Source organism: Arcanobacterium hippocoleae (assembly GCF_031456295.1).
Classification (GTDB): domain Bacteria; phylum Actinomycetota; class Actinomycetes; order Actinomycetales; family Actinomycetaceae; genus Arcanobacterium_A; species Arcanobacterium_A hippocoleae.
This window is the reverse complement of the sequence record NZ_JAVDUJ010000001.1, coordinates 1004590-1023787: the sequence shown is the minus strand read 5'-3', so window position 1 is coordinate 1023787 and position 19198 is coordinate 1004590. Positions and strand designations below refer to the sequence as shown.

General features: G+C 49.7%; 15 protein-coding genes. 6 read left to right on the top strand and 9 right to left on the bottom strand.

Annotated features, from left to right (window positions below):
* The first annotated feature begins 65 nt into the window (after positions 1 to 65).
* Both mfd and lysS read left to right on the top strand, forming a co-directional pair.
* Positions 66 to 3659 carry a transcription-repair coupling factor gene (gene mfd / locus J2S36_RS04300; RefSeq protein WP_309955911.1) on the top strand — a complete coding sequence of 1198 codons (3594 nt, stop codon included), beginning with the start codon at positions 66 to 68 and terminating at the stop codon, positions 3657 to 3659.
* Between the two features lie 174 nt (positions 3660 to 3833).
* Positions 3834 to 5366 carry a lysine--tRNA ligase gene (lysS, locus tag J2S36_RS04295; protein ID WP_309957483.1) on the top strand — a complete coding sequence of 511 codons (1533 nt, stop codon included), beginning with the start codon at positions 3834 to 3836 and terminating at the stop codon, positions 5364 to 5366.
* A 147-nt stretch (positions 5367 to 5513) separates the two neighbouring features.
* Here the strand turns inward: lysS and J2S36_RS04290 are convergent, their stop codons facing one another.
* Positions 5514 to 5894 (bottom strand): hypothetical protein, encoded by a 381-nt coding sequence (locus J2S36_RS04290; RefSeq protein WP_309955909.1) that lies wholly within the window; start codon positions 5892 to 5894, stop codon positions 5514 to 5516.
* Between the two features lie 228 nt (positions 5895 to 6122).
* Between J2S36_RS04290 and J2S36_RS04285 the strand changes: the two genes are divergently transcribed.
* Both J2S36_RS04285 and J2S36_RS04280 read left to right on the top strand, forming a co-directional pair.
* Positions 6123 to 6278, top strand: a complete 156-nt coding sequence (locus J2S36_RS04285; protein ID WP_309955906.1) for a hypothetical protein — start codon at positions 6123 to 6125, stop codon at positions 6276 to 6278.
* Entirely contained in the window at positions 6265 to 6447 is a 183-nt protein-coding gene (locus tag J2S36_RS04280) for a hypothetical protein (protein WP_309955904.1), read from the top strand. The genes J2S36_RS04285 and J2S36_RS04280 overlap by 14 nt, the downstream gene beginning before the upstream one ends.
* Positions 6448 to 6768: 321 nt before the next feature.
* Here the strand turns inward: J2S36_RS04280 and glpK are convergent, their stop codons facing one another.
* The 6 genes from glpK to glpA form a co-directional block, all read right to left on the bottom strand.
* Positions 6769 to 8295 (bottom strand): glycerol kinase GlpK, encoded by a 1527-nt coding sequence (glpK, locus tag J2S36_RS04275; RefSeq protein ID WP_309955902.1) that lies wholly within the window; start codon positions 8293 to 8295, stop codon positions 6769 to 6771.
* A gap of 50 nt (positions 8296 to 8345) precedes the next feature.
* Positions 8346 to 9101, bottom strand: coding sequence for an MIP/aquaporin family protein (locus J2S36_RS04270; RefSeq protein WP_309955900.1), 756 nt, complete (start codon positions 9099 to 9101; stop codon positions 8346 to 8348).
* 288 nt (positions 9102 to 9389) lie between these two features.
* On the bottom strand, positions 9390 to 10061 hold the full coding sequence (locus J2S36_RS04265) for an ATP-binding protein (protein WP_309955898.1): 672 nt from the start codon (positions 10059 to 10061) through the stop codon (positions 9390 to 9392).
* Between the two features lie 9 nt (positions 10062 to 10070).
* On the bottom strand, positions 10071 to 11354 hold the full coding sequence (locus tag J2S36_RS04260) for an anaerobic glycerol-3-phosphate dehydrogenase subunit C (protein WP_309955896.1): 1284 nt from the start codon (positions 11352 to 11354) through the stop codon (positions 10071 to 10073).
* Positions 11354 to 12676: a glycerol-3-phosphate dehydrogenase subunit GlpB gene (glpB, locus tag J2S36_RS04255; RefSeq protein ID WP_309955894.1), complete on the bottom strand. Its 1323-nt coding sequence runs from the start codon at positions 12674 to 12676 to the stop codon at positions 11354 to 11356. Before glpB ends, J2S36_RS04260 begins: the two co-directional genes overlap by 1 nt.
* The gene (gene glpA, locus J2S36_RS04250; protein WP_309957481.1) at positions 12673 to 14424 is read right to left on the bottom strand and encodes an anaerobic glycerol-3-phosphate dehydrogenase subunit GlpA; all 1752 of its coding nucleotides are present in this window, start codon (positions 14422 to 14424) and stop codon (positions 12673 to 12675) included. The genes glpB and glpA overlap by 4 nt, the downstream gene beginning before the upstream one ends.
* 337 nt (positions 14425 to 14761) lie before the next feature.
* On the opposite strand from glpA, the gene J2S36_RS04245 reads away from it, so the two are divergent.
* Both J2S36_RS04245 and J2S36_RS04240 read left to right on the top strand, forming a co-directional pair.
* Complete coding sequence (locus tag J2S36_RS04245; RefSeq protein WP_309955893.1) at positions 14762 to 15721, top strand: sugar-binding transcriptional regulator; 960 nt, start codon at positions 14762 to 14764, stop codon at positions 15719 to 15721.
* 154 nt (positions 15722 to 15875) lie between these two features.
* On the top strand, positions 15876 to 16871 hold the full coding sequence (locus tag J2S36_RS04240; protein WP_309955891.1) for a hypothetical protein: 996 nt from the start codon (positions 15876 to 15878) through the stop codon (positions 16869 to 16871).
* 39 nt (positions 16872 to 16910) lie between these two features.
* Here the strand turns inward: J2S36_RS04240 and radA are convergent, their stop codons facing one another.
* Both radA and J2S36_RS04230 read right to left on the bottom strand, forming a co-directional pair.
* Entirely contained in the window at positions 16911 to 18290 is a 1380-nt protein-coding gene (gene radA, locus J2S36_RS04235) for a DNA repair protein RadA (protein WP_309955888.1), read from the bottom strand.
* A gap of 163 nt (positions 18291 to 18453) precedes the next feature.
* Entirely contained in the window at positions 18454 to 19119 is a 666-nt protein-coding gene (locus tag J2S36_RS04230) for a potassium channel family protein (protein WP_309955886.1), read from the bottom strand.
* Positions 19120 to 19198: the final 79 nt, after the last annotated feature.

Below are 19198 nucleotides of genomic sequence, written 5' to 3'. Positions count from 1 at the left end.
CTATATCCGAAGCGATACGTGTTCCTTGTGCAGAAAAAGATGAGCAAAACAATGAGAGGCTGCTTGTGAATCCGAATTCGATTCTTAATTCCATCCATGCTTTTGATGAGTTGGCAAACTTCCGTGCCGAAAAGCTAATAGATGTGGATTTGCCACGCGGTTCGGCAGCTTTTGCAATCGCGAAAATATTGCAAGCTGATGGAGAAAATAGGCAGCAAAATTTGGCATCTTCACTGCAAGTAGTTGTGACGGCATCTGAATATGAAGCAGAAGAGCTTGCGTCATTCTTAAAATATTTCTTACCAGAAAATGCGATTGCCGTCTTTCCGGCTTGGGAAACGCTTCCGCATGAGCGCCTTTCACCGCGGGCAGACACGGTTGCGCGGCGTTTGCACGTGTTACGCCGCCTAGCGCATCCGGAAGAGTTTGCACCGCTGAAAGTAGTTGTGATGCCGGTGCGGGCACTGCTCCAGCCAATCGCGGCAAATTTGGGTCAAATACAGCCAGTGCGGTTATCTGTCGGTGAAAGTGTTGATCTTTCCCGGCTGCAGGCTGCACTTACGAATACCGCATACACGCGTGTAGATATGGTTGAATCGCGTGGCGAGTTCGCGGTTCGCGGCGGAATTGTAGATATTTTCCCGCCGACGGAAAAGCACCCATTGCGGGTTGAATTTTTTGGCGATGAAATTGATGAGATCCGCACTTTCGCGATATCTGATCAGCGTTCCTTGGCTTCGGTCGCGGAGCTGTATGCTCCGCCGTGTCGGGAAATTTTGCTCACTGATGCGGTACGTTCGCGAGCCGCAAAGGCTTTAACTAAGTTACCGGGTGCGGCGGAAATGCTTGAACAGATTGCTGCTGGTGTGGCTGTGGAAGGAATGGAATCATTAGCGCCAATTCTTGTGGATGAAATGATTTCAGTGATTTCCGAATTGCCGGAAAAATCTCGGATGATTTTGATTGAACCAGAGCGGATCGCGGCACATGCGCAGTCTCTTGCGCAGACCACTGCTGAGTTTCTGGCGGCAGCGTGGTCGAATGCGGCTGCTGGAGGGGAAATTCCGGTAAATGTGGATACGGCATCATTCGCTTCATTACAAAGCGTGCGCAGTGCTGCATTGGATCGTTCTTTCAGCTGGTGGAATTTTGCTGCATTAGCAGGCGAGGATACGCTCAGTTTTGGATTGCGGGAGCCGAAAAATTTTGGTGGTGATACTGAAAAAGCGTTTGCTGATTTGGCGCAGAAAATTCATGACGGTTGGCAAATCCTGCTGACCGCTGATTCTTCCGGTCTTTCGAAGCGCCTTGCCGAGCAGCTTTCACTCGCGGATGTGCCGAATCGGATGATGACGGTTTGTGATATTGCAAAAGCAACTGAAACGATCAGCGAAACCAGAATCGGCGCAGCAGAAAATGAACTTGAGCCGTCGGTAGTGCATCTGGCTGTACTACCGTTGAAGACGGGATTCGTTGACGAGCGTAACAAATTCGCGATTATCTCAGCTCACGATATTCTTTCACGGATTCGGACACGCGGTATTGTAAACGGGAAACAGGCAATGCCAACACGGCGGAAAAAAGCCGTAGATCCGCTGACCTTAAAGCCTGGCGATTACGTGGTGCATGAACGGCATGGCGTAGCGCAGTTCGTGAAATTGGTGAAACGCCAGCTTGGGGGAGCAAGCGGCACTACGCGTGAATATATGCTGTTGGAATATGCGGCAAGTAAACGCGGTGGCGCGCGCGATCAACTTTGGGTGCCTACTGATCAGCTTTATCTCGTCTCGAAATATTCTGGCGGTGATGCGCCGTCATTGAATAAGATGGGCGGTGCAGACTGGGCGAAAACCAAGGCTAAAGCCCGTGCAGCGGTGAAGGAAATCGCGCGGGAACTGATCCGGCTTTATGCAAAACGGCGTGCTACTCGCGGGTATGCCTTCAGCTCAGATACTCCGTGGCAGCGTGAACTTGAAGATGCGTTTGAATACGTGGAAACCCCTGATCAGTTGCACACGATTGAAGAAGTGAAGCGCGATATGGAATCGCTGGAGCCAATGGATCGGCTGATTTCTGGTGATGTGGGATACGGTAAAACAGAAATTGCCGTCCGCGCTGCATTCAAGGCAATTCAAGACGGGAAACAGGTGGCTGTACTGGTGCCAACTACGCTTCTCGTGCAGCAGCATCTTGAAACTTTCCGTGAGCGTTATGCTGGTTTTCCGGCACGAGTGGAAGGCTTGAGTCGGTTTCAGACGCGACGTGAATCTGATGCGGTGAAAGACGGTATTGCAAAAGGCGAAATTGATGTGGTGATTGGTACGCATCGGTTGATTACGGGCGAAGTGCGATTCAAAGATCTTGGGCTGGTAATTATTGATGAAGAGCAGCGCTTCGGTGTGGAGCATAAAGAGACGCTAAAACAGCTGTATCCGCAAGTAGATGTGCTTTCGATGAGTGCAACTCCGATTCCGCGTACTTTGGAAATGGCTGTCACTGGAATTCGGCAAATGTCTACTCTCGCGACTCCACCTGAGGAGCGGCACCCGATTTTGACGTATGTCGGGGTGCAGGATGCAAAGCAGGTGAGCGCGGCGATCAAGCGCGAACTATTACGTGACGGGCAGGTTTTTTACATTCACAACCGAACCCAGTCGGTCAATAAAACTGCAGCAAGTCTAGCTGAATTGGTGCCGGAAGCACGTGTGGGCGTGGCACACGGGAAAATGAGCGAATCACAGCTTGAGCTGGTAATTCAAAAATTTTGGGAAAAAGAGATCGATGTACTGGTTTGTACCACAATCGTGGAAACCGGGCTCGATATTTCGAATGCAAACACATTGATTGTGGAAGATGCGCAAAAACTTGGGCTTTCGCAATTGCATCAGTTGCGTGGACGGGTCGGGCGCGGCCGTGAACGAGCTTACGCATATTTCCTGTATCCGCCAGAAAAGGCGATGACGGAAACAGCAATTGAACGCTTACGCACGATTGCAGCGCATACTGAGCTTGGTGCGGGAATCCAAGTTGCGATGAAAGATTTGGAAATTCGTGGTGCCGGTAATCTGCTTGGTGGCGAACAATCCGGGCATATTGCCGGTGTGGGATTTGATCTGTATTTGCGGATGGTTTCGGAAGCTGTGGCAAAACTGACGGGGCAAGCTGCAGCTGAGAATGCAGCAGAGCAGGCTGAAATCCGCATCGAATTGCCGGTGGATGCATATGTGCCGCAGGGCTGGGTTTCTTCTGAGCGGTTGCGTCTAGAGATATACACTAAGATTTCGGCTGCGCGCACGGAAGCAGAGCGTGAAGATATTCGCCATGAATTGGTTGATCGTTATGGCGAAATTCCACCGGAAGTAGCGCGGCTCTTCCGGCTTTCGCGTTTGCGTGAGTTAGCTGTGCAGGTGGGAGTAGCAGAGATTTCGCTACTGGGGCGAAATGTGCGAATCGCACCGGTGGAGCTTTCAGATTTCCGGCAGGTGCGTTTGAAACGGCTTTACCCGAAAGCGCTTTTGAAACCTGCTGTCCGCGCAATTTTGGTGCCTTTACCGGAAGCGGAATTAGGGCGAATCTCGGATAGTGCAGAAATCTATGAGAATGAAGCAATTTTTGAATATGTGGAACGGTTTATTCACGCAATTCTTGTAGCTGAGTGATTTCATGACGTGAAAACGTGATGCTGGGCTGTTTTGCGTGGCGAGTTTTACTGTAGCGTGCTCATCTGGAAGAATTGGCACAAGAAAAGTGTTGAAATTGCGCGCTTGTAAGCAGTTTTTGAGTCAGGTAGTGGCTGCTGCTTTCAACCGGTTAAAAGCGAATAGGATGGAATGATGAATCAAAATCCGGAAGCTAATTCTGAAGTATTTGGTGATGATGCCCCCGAGCAGATTCAGGTACGCCGTGCTAAGCGTGAAAAGCTTCTCGCGGACGGCTATCAGGCATATCCGGCAGAACTCCCAATCACGGCTACGATTCAGGAAGTGCGTGCAAATTACGCTAACGTAGAGCCAGGCGAAGAACTTGTAGATGAAGTGGGTGTTGCAGGGCGAGTAATGTTTATGCGTCCTTCAGGGAAGATCGCATTCGTAGTTTTACAAGCTGGAGACGGTACGCGGCTGCAAGTAATTTTTTCGCTTGCAAATGTGGGGCAAGAAGCTCTCGATTATTTGAAAGCAAATGTAGATTTAGGTGATCATTTATTCGCTGCAGGGCATATTGGTGCTTCAAAGCGCGGTGAGTTATCGGTTTTTGCGCATTCCTGGCAGATGGCAGCGAAGGCAATTCGTCCGCTTCCAAAAACTTTCACCACTGCTGACGGTGAAGAAATGAGTTTAGGCGAAGAAACGCGCGTGCGGCAGCGGCATCTTGATTTGATTACGCGGCAAAGTGCTCGCGATATGATCCGAATTCGGGCGAAAATGATGCGCTCAATTCGGAAGACTTTTGAAGATCGTGAATTTATCGAAATCGAAACTCCGATTTTGCAAACGCTGCATGGTGGTGCGGCAGCGCGTCCGTTCACTACGCATATTAATGCTTATGATGAGGATCTTTATTTGCGGATCGCAACTGAGCTTTATTTGAAGCGTGCAGTTGTGGGCGGTGTTGAGCGCGTTTACGAGATCGGAAAGAATTTCCGGAATGAAGGCGCTGATTCTTCACATTCTCCTGAATTTTCGGCGATGGAAGCATATCAGGCGTATGCCACTTATGATACGATGGCGCAGCTGACGAAGGATTTGATCCAGAATGCGGCAATGGATATTTTCGGCACTACTACCGTCACTTTGGCTGACGGAAGCGAATATGATTTGGGTGGCGAATGGGATGAAATCTGCCTCTACGATTCGCTTTCAGAAAAGTTAGGCGAAGAAATTACTGTGGAAACGCCGCGTACACGGTTGCTTGAAATTGCTGAGCAGTATGGGATCAAGGTTAAGGACTATGCCGTAAATGGCAAAATCGTAGAAGACATTTGGGAAGAACTCGTGGGTGACCATCTTTATAAGCCAACTTTCGTCCGTGATTTCCCAGAAGATACTTCGCCGCTCACTCGTGGGCATCGTTCCAAGCCGGGGCTTACCGAGAAGTGGGATTTGTATATTCGTGGTGTGGAGACGGCTACAGCTTATTCAGAGCTTGCTGATCCGGTGATTCAGCGGCAGCGGCTGACGGCGCAGTCGTTGGAGGCTGCTAATGGTGATCCTGAAGCGATGCAGTTGGATGAGGATTTTATTCAGGCGATGGAGCAGGGTTTTCCTCCTGCTGGCGGTATGGGTATGGGTATTGACCGGATGTTGATGGCGTTGACAGGGCTTGGGATTCGTGAAACGATTGCCTTCCCATTCGTGAAGCGAGGGTAGTTTACTTTTTCGTGAGCGATATTTGTTAATTTTGTAAGTTGGTCTGCTGTGAGGTAAGTTCGTTACCCTACAGCAGACCAACTATTTTTGGTGTATATTATGATGCAACTGTTTCACCAACTACTGGGAATTATTTTCCAGTACTAGCTATTTCCAAGACTTCTGAACGCATGCCTTAACTGATCCTGCGCCGAATCCTGCTGCGAAACTAACGCATCCAATACATCCTAATCCGGCAGTGCCTGCACAAGCGACACCACAAACAAGACCAAGACCAGCCAGCACCCAGCTTGAAATACCTAATTTCGATAGACAATTATTAAGATTTCCCCAATCTATCCACATCGGCGTAGCGCTTTTACTGAATGATGAATTGGAAGGAACAGGGGTGATCTGATCTACAGATTTGATACCATTTATCCAACTTTTTACGTGTACATGATGAGAGTTTACCGGTTTAACATACATTTCAAATGTTTTAATACCTTGAGAGGTGATGAAAAATGTGAAACGGTTTGTAATTTTCAAGTCTGCTCTGCCGCTAAAAGGTACAGAAACTATGGTATTGCTTGGTATGAGGAAATTTTTGCGTCATCCCAAAGTAGTGTGTTTGCTGATTTTGGCAGGTATTGGGAATTCTTGGCTAATAAAATTGATTCCGCTTCTTTCTCATGAGAAACAGATTCTAATTGCTCTTGGAAAAAACTAATTGTATCTATTGTCTCTTGTGTTTTTTGATAGAGAGGCGTAGTGGTTATGTTTGAATATCTAGTTGATTTTGGCGGGTTGGCGGAAGCGTCTGTGGGGATCACGAAGCTGCTTGTAAACATTCCTGCAGAAGTACATACAGCGACGGCGATATATGTAGTAGTTTTAGTTTTTTTGGTGTTTAGCGGCAATGTGTACTGCTAGGAAAAGTGCAGCTATCAGCGAAGTAAGCCCGCATACGGCAAATGTGGCAGACAAATTTTCGATCATCGGCATTAGCGCGAAAGAGATGCTTGCACAGATGAGCAAAAATAAAAGCGCAAACTTAGCTATTGATCCACTTTTACTTTCTGTATTGGCAGATGTAATGTGACTGTCTTGGTTTTTCATGATTTTCCTCCTTAGGATCATTGCGAAAACCTGACAAAACAATTGTGACACTTATTCGCAAGGCGTGTAATGAAAATCATAAATTACTGATATTGATGTGTTTTCTTAGATCTGATCAGACTGAACTTTATCCGTGTTATTTCAAATAAAATCTTTCTTAATCTGCAGTCGTTGGAGGCTGCTAATGGCGATCCTGAGGCAATGCTAAGTTTGGCGGCTCACTGTGTCTACGAAAGATTCAGTGAGCCGCCAAACTTTCTACTAGAGTTTTCTAGTCTGAGTTAATTATCAGGCAAAATTAAAATTATTCACTTTGCACGTCTTCATCAACCCAGTCGAATGTGCGAGTGACGGCTTTCTTCCATAAACGCATCTGACGCTCACGCTCGCCGCTTTCCATTTGCGGTTCCCAACGCCGATCTTCGCACCAGTTTGCGACCACATCTTGCTCGCCGTCCCAGAAACCGACCGCGATACCAGCCGCGTATGCTGCGCCTAGTGCAGTAGTTTCGGCTACTTTTGGCTTTACAACCGTCACGCCGAGAATATCTGCCTGGAATTGCATGAGTGCAGAGTTTGCGGTCATGCCGCCGTCTACGCGCAGTTGTGAAAGATTTACTCCCGAATCTGCGTTCATTGCTTCGAGTACTTCAGCTGTCTGGAATGCGGTTGCTTCCAGCACGGCACGTGCTAAGTGGCCTTTATTATTGTAACGGGTCAGCCCGACGATCGCGCCGCGTGCATCGTCTTTCCAGTATGGTGCGAACAAACCAGAGAATGCTGGCACAATATATACCCCGCCATTGTCTTCTACTGTTTCAGCCAGTGTTTCGATTTCTGATGCGGTAGAAATAATGCCGAGCTGATCGCGCAGCCATTGCACGAGTGATCCCGTCACTGCGATCGAGCCTTCAAGCGCATATACGGCTTTTTGCTCGCCAATCTTATAACAGACGGTGGTGAGCAGCCCATTCTGGGAGGTGATTGCTTCCTCGCCGGTGTTGATCAGCATAAAGCAGCCGGTGCCGTAAGTATTTTTCGCCATGCCTTTCTCAAAGCAGGCTTGCCCGAAGGTGGCAGCCTGTTGGTCGCCTAAATCTCCAGCAATCGGCGTGTCGATAATCAGGGAGTTCTTCGCACCGTAACCGTAGATTTCTGACGAAGATTTAATCTCTGGCAGCATCTGCATTGGAATCTGCATATCTGCACAAATATTTTCATCCCATGCGAGCTTGCGTACATCCATCAACATTGTGCGTGAAGCATTAGTGACATCAGTTACGTGTACGCCGCCATTTGCGCCGCCGGTAAGATTCCAAATCACCCAAGTATCAGTATTACCGAAGAGGAGATCGCCAGCTTCAGCTTTTTCCCGTGCTCCTTCTACGTTGTCCAAAATCCACTTGATTTTCGGCCCTGAGAAGTAAGTAGCCAGACCAAGACCGCAAATATCCTTATACTTATCTGGGCCAGCTTCGCCAGCAAGTTCACGCACGATTTTCGCAGTGCGCGTATCCTGCCAGACGATCGCATTATAAATCGGTTCACCCGTATTTTTATCCCATACTACGGCAGTTTCGCGTTGATTCGTGATACCGACGGCCGCAATTTCGTGACGATTCACATCGGCTTTGGCTAATGCCTGACCAATTACTTCACGTACGTTATCGCGAATTTCAATTGGGTCGTGCTCTACCCAACCAGCTTTCGGCATAATTTGTTCATGCTCTAATTGCCCGATGGATACGATTTCACCGGAATGATTAAAGAGGATTGCGCGTGAAGATGTAGTTCCCTGATCGATGGCGAGTACGTATTTCTTTTCAGTCATCTTTGACTTCCTTTCAAGTTCTAAAATCTACGAAATTTTCTGGCAAATTTTTACATTATTGGCGCAAGTAGATGCAAGGTGCCTTCGCCGAAAAGGAGTCCGGCAAGAATACCGCCGATGATCGGGCCGACGATCGGTACCCATGCGTAGCTCCAATCAGATCCACCCTTTCCTTTGATTGGCAAAATTGCGTGCGCAATACGCGGTCCAAGATCACGGGCTGGATTGATCGCGTATCCCGTCGGGCCGCCAAGCGATGCGCCAATCGAAATAATCACTAGCGCGACGGCAAGTGGTCCAACAGCAACATTTTGGGTGTAACCAGAGACGAGTACCCAGGCAACGAGCACGAATGTAGCGATTGCTTCGGTAATGCAATTCCAGAGTGGGTTGCGAATTTCCGGGCCGGTAGCAAATGTGCCAAGAATTTCTGCCTGATTATCGTGAGCTGCGTAATGATCATGATAGACGAGCCAGGCAATGATCGCGCCGACGAACGCACCGAGGAATTGCGCCACAATGTACACCATCGTTGATGCGAAAGTGATTGCGATCCCGGGCATAAATTCTGCTTTTCCAGCGGCGATCATGCCGAAAGTGACGGCAGGATTAAGATGCCCGCCAGTGGACCAGGCGAAGTAGACACCGAGATAGACGGCTAAACCCCAACCAAAGTTGATGAACAGCCAACCGGTGCCGCGACCTTTTGATTTGGTGAGAAGATTTGTGGCTACTACGCCCACACCGAGGGTGATGAGAATAGCTGTGCCAATGAATTCTGATAAGAAAATTGCTCCAAGAGACATCTGTTTGCCTTCAACTTCCTTGTTAACTATGGCGTATTGTGTTCGCTGAAGTATTTTGGATTTGATCATCCAATTACGGCATCTTTACCGCGTCTTCAGGCTTATTCTCACTATCCCATAAGAGAAGTTGTATTAGGTGCGTCACAGCAAGATTTGGGTGAACGTGCAAAAGGAAGGCGGTGAAATGAAACATCTTGCAGTGATATTTCATTTCACCGTCGCAGATCAGCCACATTTCTCAGCCGGATATTGGGTACCTAATTTAGAAGGCTGAAATTTATGATGGAATCAGTGCTCCGATAATTTGCCCCAGCGTTGTGCTGCAAGTACCTGGGTCAAAGCTTCCTGAGCTTCAGAATACGAAACCTTCCTTGCCCCTTTTGCCTCAAGGGCAGCATACATTTTTGGTTCACGCATAAAATGCGCAAATCCACGCCGCAGCAAATTCGGTAAAGGCTTACGGGCTTCATCGAGATCGCGCATCAAACGGAACCAGAAAGTTTGAATCCGTGGACGGCAAATGCAGAGTGCATCAGCAAGAATCCCCTCCCGGCGCAAATCGTCAATAATATCTGCTGCAAAAATTCCTTCGGCTAATACGTAGCGTCGTCCGTCAAGATCTAAATCTCGTTCGCCGATGCGAGCATTGCTTGGGATATCGTAAATCGGGATTTGTGTAGCGCCTTGGGTGCATAATTCGACGAGTGCATTTATCGCACCTGCGCGATCCCAGGTACGAATCGAATCCCAATCAACCATCCCATGCCGACGAGGTAAACCGGGCCTATCGCCGTCATAATAAAACTCATCAAGTGAAACTACTGGTAGCCCAGTGCGTGAAACGAAACGCGTCTTCCCACTACCTGACGGGCCAGTGATCAAAATTACCTGTGCGTGAGGTTCGCGCTTGATGTCGTCAGGAAGGTCAAAGAGACCGTCAGTAGTGAGAGAAGTAGCCATGTAAAAAGCTTAACGCAATTCTTCCCAGGGCATGCCACGGATCTCGTTCGTGCCGGCAAGACCGAAAGCATGATGCAAAAGCTGCACGGGGTGAATCACCTCAGCGCCGGAGCCTTTTCTGATTTGCCACCGGCAGGTTTCGGTTTCACACGCAGCAAGTTCCGGATTTGTTTGTTTCACCATATCGAAGAGTGGCTTCCCGATTTTTTGAGCTACCTCATACTTTTCTTTCTTCAAACCGTAAGTTCCGGCAATGCCGCAGCAAGCGCGCCCAGATTCGATAACTTTCACACCAGGGATCGTTTCCATCAGCCGGATCGCCGGCTTGCCAATACCTTGCGATTTCACCTGGCACGGTTGATGGTATGGAATGGTGAGTTCGCGGCGCTGTAATTTTTCTCTCGGAAATTCACCGTTGTCAATTAATTCAAGCAGGAACTCGGAAGTCTCAACCATCCTTGACCCCACATCGATCAGCTCTGGATCATCAATTCCCATGATCTCGTGGGCTTCATGCCGGAGCATCCCGGCGCAAGAACCGGAAGAAGAAATAATCGTCAATTCTTTGCCTGCCGCTCGCAGCTGTGCGCAAAGCTTGCGGACAGCCTTTGTAGCTTGCGCAAATAAACCGTTAGATTGCTGCGCCAGCCCGCAGCAGCCTTGCTTTGGCACGATCACTTCATAACCCAAAAATTCGAGCACCTCGACTGTGGCGATCGAGGTAGCAACTTCAAAGTATCCGCCAGCACACCCGTGGAAAAATACGATTGGTCCTTTCGGGAACGGGCCAGTGCGCTCCCGCTCATGCTGCTTAAACCACTTTGGGAAGGTCGTAAAACGCGCTTTCGGCACGGGAGCATCTCGGTGAACGCCCACCACTTTCTCTACCACAGTGCGCAGTGGTTGATTTGCGAGAGCCGCATTTGCAATTGGTGCAAAGGGGCGAAGTAGTTTACCTTCAAGTTCTGTTTGCGTGATCAGTCGGTCGCGCAGTGGCATCTTATCGGCTTTGGCGACGGCGCGGGCTTGCGCGTTTATCTCGGCAATTTTCACGCCTTGCGGGCAGACGGTGGTGCAAATTGAGCAGCCGGAGCAGTAGTCGAGGGAATGATCAACAGATTTTCCGTGACGGAAACGTTCTGCTTGTGGTCCGACGAATTTTGGCCCTGAAAAGAGCGGAGTGGCTTCCATAACCGGGCATTGTGACTCACAGATAGTGCATTTAACGCAAGAATCCAGTGAGATTCGTGCGAGCGAGGCTTTTGCGTGCTCTAAACCAGGATCGTATGCCATTAGTTGTCCTCCTTGTTTGCGGCATTTGCGCTTGATTCTGCTGCAGTGCCTGGATTCTTCGCCAGTGCACTGGAAATAATTGCCTGCGCAGCAGTGTAAGCACTACCAAGGCTGATTCCTTCACCACTTTTTTCTTCCCACGCTAAGGCTCCGCCCAGAATGCTTCCGACACAGTACAAGTTTTCGTACTGGAGCTTGCCGTCAGCGTCGATTGGATTCATCTTTGCATTTACCAATACGCCGGTACGGAAAATATTTTCTGCGGCAAAATCTGGCTCGGGTGCCTTTGGCGTATACAGCGGTAGATTAAAGACGCTTTCCCGGATTCGTAAATGTGAATCGCGTGTAAGATTTCCTGATTCAAATCCTCCCGCGCCGTCAATCACAAAATCTACTTTTACGTTAGTTTTCCTTCCGGCGCGCTGTACTTCCACTGCGGTGACGCGTTTTCCGAAATTCTGAAATCCGGTAGCGACGGAGTTTAATTGAATATCGATTCGCGCATCCCGACACATCTGCGTGAGCGCGTCATTGATTCGTCTGCCAGGAATGGAAGGAGGCGGAAGCGGGATTTCACCAACTGGCACGCCGAGCTGTGTTGCAAAATCGGCGAATGTTTCTGGTTTTATGCCAAGTATGGCTGGGAGCAGAATTTTCTCGCCAGGGCGAACTTCTTTTTGGAGTAGCGCAATGAGTGTACGCACTTCGATGCTCGAAAGTGATTGGTCAAGTGTCCTTGCATGAGTGGTGCTACTTGCATCCGTCTCTTTTCCATCGCGTACCGGCAAATCAGCTTCAAAAGCGCGGGCTTGTACGGATACGAATGGAGAGCGGGAAAGGTTATCGGCAATCAAATTCGCCGGGAAATCTTTGATTCGTTTTAAGCCGACGACGAGTAATTTATCTCCGTCAGTGAGCGCTGATGCGCGCATTGCATTCGGAAGTGCGGCAGTCGGGCGAACTGCGCCCACTGCCGTCGGCACGAGATGATTTGTGCTTAAATCGCTTGGTGTTTGTGAATCGAAAAAATTCAATTTTTGCGTCAGCCAAGCGGCTCCAGCAAGTGTATTTTTCAGACCAATCTGGGTGTAGGGGTGCGCTGGATTCGCTGCGAGAAACTTCGCGAATCCAGAGGTAAGATCGCGGATTGGTGATTCGGTTGGATTTTTTGCATGCCAGCCAAGGATGTCGATTGTGCCGTTTGCCAGCAGCATTCCGCCCAGTCCGCGTGAAATAATCGTGACGGTATGCCCAGCTTCGTGCAGCATCAGTGCACTTGCCATCCCGGAAAGTCCAGCTCCGATTATTAAAATGCGGCTCATTGTGCTTCCTCCTGCGGGTACTTCAGTTGTGAATCAGATGTTGATGGCTCGAAACCGACGGGGCTGATACCGTCATGACGGCCATGATTTAATCCCAAATCGCCAGTTGCGAGTTTCGCAGTCGAGCTTGGGCTTGGGAGATGGTCGATATCGAGTGCTCCGGAAAAAATCCATTTATCTAATGCGGCTTCACGGAGTTGCTGCCCGAAGAGCAGCGGGCGGATTCCCTGTGCACGGTTTGCAATGAATAAACGCAGCATCGTGGAGGAGCGGTCAGCGATTTGTGCGCTCGAATCGCAAGATTTTGTGCTCACAGTTTCGGCAGGATCGTTGTTTGCAGCATCTTTCTTCGTAAAATCATGCATGATACCAGCTGTGCGTAAAGCACAGAATCCGCCTTGGCATGGCCCCATTCCGATACGCAATTTCCGGCGCAAATCATCAATATTTGATTCTGGAGCTTGCGATAGTTCAGCCTCGATCATTGAACGCGTGACGAGTTCGCATTCGCAGACGATTTGATCATCAAGGCGGTCTGCTTCTCGCTGCGCGAGCCGATCGCTGACGAGATGAGTTTTCCGGTTTTGTGCACTTGGGACGGCTTCGCTGGCGGTGATACATTCGCGTTTTTCGCCCAGTACTTCGCACATTACGTCAACCACATTTTTTGCCATTAGCCGGTATGTGGTGAGCTTTCCGCCAGCGATGGTGAGCATCCCGTGGATTCCGTCGCGTTCACCGTGTTCGAGAATCGACATTCCACGCGACATATGGCGCGTATCGGTAGCGTTTACGCGAGTATCTTTCACTAGTGGGCGTGCCCCAGCCCAGACGTGTACTGCACGGGAATCGCGGAATCCGGGGATCATCGCTTCGCCAGCGTCAAGCATTTGCTGTACTTCTGCATCTTTGATCGGCAGGAAATCGGGATCCTTCGCGGCTTCATCAGTCGTGCCGATAATGCAGACAGTGTGTGCTGGCACGATAATATCGCCGTCAGCTGGGTAAACACAGCGATTGATGACGGTATTTACAAGCCGATGGTTCATCGCGACCATGATCCCGCGGCCAGGAACTACATCAACACCTTGAATCCCGGCAAGTGAAGCAATTTGCCCAGCCCAGGGACCGCCGCAATTGATCACGAAGCGGCAGTTGATTTGCACTTGTTCGCCGGTTTTTTCGTTGTATGCTACTACAGCTTCAACGGCTGAATCGCGCACGATAATGTCAATCGCTCTGTGGTAGGGGTACACTTTTGCGCCGTAAGCTTTGGCGCTTTCGATTGCGCCCCAGGTCATCCGCCACCCGTCTACGGTGCCATCTCGTACTTCAAAGACGCGTTTTGTACCTGGATGGAGTCGCGGTTCGCGCTTTAATGCTGCAGCTACTGTGATTTCACTTGCCGGAACGAAAGTATCGTGGGCGGCTTGCAGAAATTTATCGGCGTGTTCTTCAGAGTCGGATGGAGTGACGACGAAGAAACCGCCGGTTTCTTCCACGGCATCGGCATGGATTCGGCGTACGATCTCATTTTCTGCAGCACATTCGGTGGCTGAGTGCGGATCGGAAATCACGTAACGCCCACCGGAGTGCAGCAGACCGTGGAATCTGCCGGTGGTGCCTTGGGCGATATCAGCACGTTCGAGCAGGATAGCTTGGAATCCGCGCATTGCGAGATCGCGAACTGTGCCCGCGCCTGTGGCGCCGCCGCCGATTACTACGACTTCTGTGTTTAGCTGTTTCATGATTTGAACTGTCTTCCACATTGAAGGAGTTTGCAAAACTTTGCGTTAATCGTTCTTGAAAATGCATTGCGTGTCAGCAAATTCTGAAGATTTTGCATGAGTTTTTTGGTTTACGCATTGGGTGAACGAGAGTGTTCTGTTCACTGCTATTTCTAAGAGTATGAGGATAATGAGAAAATTAGTTACTTGATTTTGGGCTTTCTGGATAAAATGGGCAGATGTGCACCAACGTGCACAATCTATGGAAACAATTTCACAAAATCTTGCGTAAATCGGTATTTCCGCACGTCGAGGCTTGCGTAAATACTTGTTTTTGCTGAAAGTTCGGGTGAGAAAAGTGAGTGAGCGGCGAAATCTATCCTACGAAGCTGCCGTGATGTACTTCGTGCAAGGCGAGACGATGGAGTCGATTGCACGCCGCCTTGGCGTTTCAAGGTCTACTGTTTCCCGGTTAGTTAAGGGTGCTCGCGATGCTGGATATGTGCAGATTTCTTTACATCCTCCAAAAGAGCTCACAAACTCGCTGGGAATGCGGATTGCGCAGCGATATGGGATTAAAACGCATGTAGTGCCAGTGCCTTTTGGGGCAAATGAGGCTCGGCGGTTGCAAGCCGTAGCGACGATGGCAGGAATCGTCATTTCCGATCTTGTTAAACCAAATACGGTGATTGGCGTGGCTTGGGGAAACACTGTCTCAGCAGTAGCCGATCAGCTCGTGCCACGTGCTGCTTCCGGATCCGTAGTGGTGCAATTGAATGGTGCAGCGAATAAAAACTCAACAGGGATCCCGTATGCGGGTGAAATCATCGCGCGTTTTGGAAAAGCGTATGGTGCTTCCGTCTGTCATTTTCCGGTGCCGGCTTTTTTTGATTACGCTGCCACGCGCGAACATCTTTGGCGTGAACGCTCGGTTGCGGCAGTGCGCCAAATGCAGGCAGATGCGGATATTGCCGTTTTTGGTGTTGGCGCATTGGATGGAAAGATTCCTTCGCAAGTGTATGCAGGCGGATATCTGAGTCCGGATGAGTTAGCGCAAGTGTGCCGTGAGGGCGTGGTGGGAGATGTCTGCACGGTATTGTTACGGGCTGACGGATCTTGGGAGGATCTGGAAATAAACGCGCGCGCTTCAGGCCCGAGTCCGCAGCTGCTGCGGCAAATTGAGCGGCGTGTTTGCGTGGTTTCGGGGGTTGAAAAAGCGCGTCCACTGCTTGCGGCATTGCGGGCCGGCGTGGTGACGGATTTGATTATTGATGAGGATTCGGCGGCGAAGCTGGAGGAACTAACCGCAGCTGATTGAAATGTGTAGCTCTAATAATTTGCCGACAAGCGATTGTCGTGCGAGAGAATATCCATTGCTCGGCGTGGGTGTTTCAGCTTTCTGCCGATAAACCGATACGGTAAAGAACGTGGTACAAAAACGAGATGACAGGCAGCAACGCGAGGCAGCAAAAATGAGGAAACAGCGCACGCGGCAGGACGGTGTGGCAGGTGTTGATTCACGCCGTGTGGATAAGTTTCAGTCAAAATCTGTGCGAAATAAATCGCTGCACACTGCTCGGGAAACAGCTGTACCAAAAAACACGGAAAATTTGCAAAGCCGTGTCTCGCAAATAAAAAGAACTGCGCCGCAAACGCGCACCAAATCGGCTCGTATGCTGGCAGGGAAGCGAGTAGCTACGAGCCGGGTGAGATCTAATGGCAAACCGAATCGTGAACCTGAAACTTTGCGTGGAGTTACTGAAACTCCGCGTAAAATGGCAAATCGTCGGGGGCCATTAAAAAATCAAAAACCAAAGATTGCAGCGCAAAGATTATCGCGCAAGCAACGCAGTTCGGCTGCCAGGAATTCGTTCTTCGAAAAAATCACGCACCTTTCGAAAGACCAAATCACAATCTTGGTTTTGGCGCTGATCGTGTTGGCGCTCTTAGCTGTTTTTGCCTTTTCATACGTGAAATCACAAATCAATGAATATCGTGAGACGAAAACAGCCCCTGCAGCGGCAGCTAAATTTACGCCGATCGCCTGCACTGACGAGAATCTTGAGCTAAAGCTGGAGGTTGCTGCGCGCAAAGGTGAAACTGGCGCAGTATTTAACGTGCTGTTTCGGAATCCGAAAACTACTGCACCGTGTTTGATTGATGCTGGATATTCCAATGTGAAGTTGAATGTAGTATCTGGTGATGCGCAAGTGTGGAATTCACAGGTGTGCGCAGCGGGTGTGAAAAACAAGCAGTTGCTCATCGGAAAAGGCGTGACGTCAAAGCAAGGATACATTTGGAATGGGGTACACGCTGGCTCGGGATGTAAGGGCACATCCTTAGCGCAGCCAGGTACGTACCGGGTGCAATTAAGTGTTGCTGGGAAAAACGTGGTAGATAATTATCCATTCATAATCAACTCAAACGGTACCATCTCGATTCCTGCAGCGAACGCTCCGGCTGAGTAAATCGATAGCAGCTAAAAATCAATCAAAGAGTGCTCTGCTTTACGCTAAAGCGAGTACTTTCTCAGCTGCGTCACGTAAATCCTGCACCTGCCAGATTTTCATTCCCTGCGGCACCTTGATCGGATCCGCATAAGGAGGCACGAGTGCGATTTTGAAGCCTAGCCGCCCGGCCTCATTCAACCGTTGCTGTAACCCAATTACCGGGCGTAATTCTCCCGTAAGTGAGACTTCACCTAAGGCAATTACACCAGGTGCTAATGGTTGATTTGCTGATGCGGAAGCTAATGCTAAAGCAACTGCCAAATCTGCAGCTGGTTCAATTGCTCTCGCGCCACCAACTGTCGAAACAAATACATCGCAGCGTTCAAAAGCAACTCCGAGACGAGATTGAATGACGGCAAGCATCATCGCCACCCGCGAATTATCCACTCCCACACTAACTCGACGTGGCGGACCGGCAGGATTCACACTCAAAGCCTGAATTTCCACCGGCATTGGCCGCCGTCCTTCAAGCGTGACGGTAACGCATGTGCCAGGCACGGTCAGATTTCGTGCGGATAAAAACAGCCCGGAAGGATCTGCAAGGCCACGGATCCCCGCATCTACCAACTCGAAACATCCCACTTCGTCAGTGGCGCCATAACGATTCTTGATTGCGCGCACTAAACGCAAACGTGAATGCCGATCTCCTTCAAACTGACAAACTACATCAACAAGATGCTCAAGCACGCGCGGCCCAGCAATTGAACCTTCTTTATTTACATGCCCGACTAAAATCGTTGGTAGACCAGTGGTTTTGGCAAGATTTACGAGTGCTGCCGTTACTGCACGCACTTGCGCCACGCCACCTGCTGCACCCTCGACTTGTGTATCTGCGATGGTCTGCACTGAATCGATGATCAGCAAAGCGGGATTTACGGCAGCTACATGTGCAAAAAGAGCAGCTAAATCAGATTCTGAGGCGAGCAGTAAATTTGGATTCAAAGCACCGATCCGTTCAGCCCGTGAGCGCACTTGCGCGGCAGATTCCTCACCGCTGATATAGAGCACTGGAGCATTTCTGCCCAGGCTGCGCTGCGCTGCTGCCTTAGCTGCAACATCAAGAAGTAAAGTTGATTTACCAACGCCCGGCTCGCCTGCGATCAAGACAACTACACCTGCGACCAAACCTCCACCAAGTACGCGATCAAGTTCTGGAACGCCAGTGGGATGTTTCGTAGAAGCCTGGGCGGAGACCTCAGTAATTGGCTGTGCTGGAGAGGTGGGGGCAAGCGCTCCGCCTTTTAGGAAAGAAGATTTGCGAGATTCACGAAATTCTTCCACCGTGCCCCAGGCAAGGCATTCGCCACACCGCCCAACCCATTTGGTGGTGCTCCAGCCGCATTCTGTACAGACGTAATTAGTTTTGTTTTTTGCCATGCTCATAGCCTAGCGTGCCCCTCCTGGGAAATTTCATTGCTTTTATGAAAAAGCTGAATCGATACGAAAAAGCAGTTTAGCGAAATCGGCTCAGACGGAAGAATCTTCATCGAAAAGTGAAAGTGAACTGCGCGCAATAAAACAGCGCACGCAAGAAATAAAATTAAATCCGCTCAGCGAATTCTTCCAAAAGCGTTGGATCTCCAGAAACGATCAAAGTATCTGCGGCGTTGATCATCGTCTCCGGAGTAGTATATTCGAAGGGCTGCCCCGGAGATTTCACTCCGATCAAAGTGATCCCGTATTTTTCGCGCAGTTTTAACTGTGCAACAGGGAAACCGATAATATCGCGTGGCGGGAGCATTTTCACGATCGTGAAATGGTCTTCCATCTCGATATAATCAAGCATTTTTCCAGAAACCATATGTGCTACACGCTGGCCGGCATCGAACTCTGGGTAGACTACGTGATGCGCGCCAATCCGTCGCAAAATTGTGCCATGCTCGCGAGAAGTTGCCTTTGCCCAAATCTGCTCCACACCAAGATCCACAAGATTCGCCGTGATCAAAACGGACGCTTCTAATGAGGTGCCTACGCCAACTACCGCAATCGAAAAATCGCCCCCACCAAGTTGTGTTAAGGCTTCCGCAGAGCGGGCATCTGCTTCAACTACGCGAAATCGATTCGCCCATTTTTGTGCCAGGATTGGATTTGATTCCACGGCGAGCACGTCTTTGCCTAATTTATCGAGAGTAACAGCAATTGCGGCGCCGAAGCGCCCGAGTCCGATTACGAGCACTGCATCTTTGGAAGTATCTTTTCGTGCCATGGCTGCCCCCTCACCCGTTAAATCAGATTTATGCGAGAAATATCTGCACTGCTTGTGATGCATCCTTGCCCAAATCGGC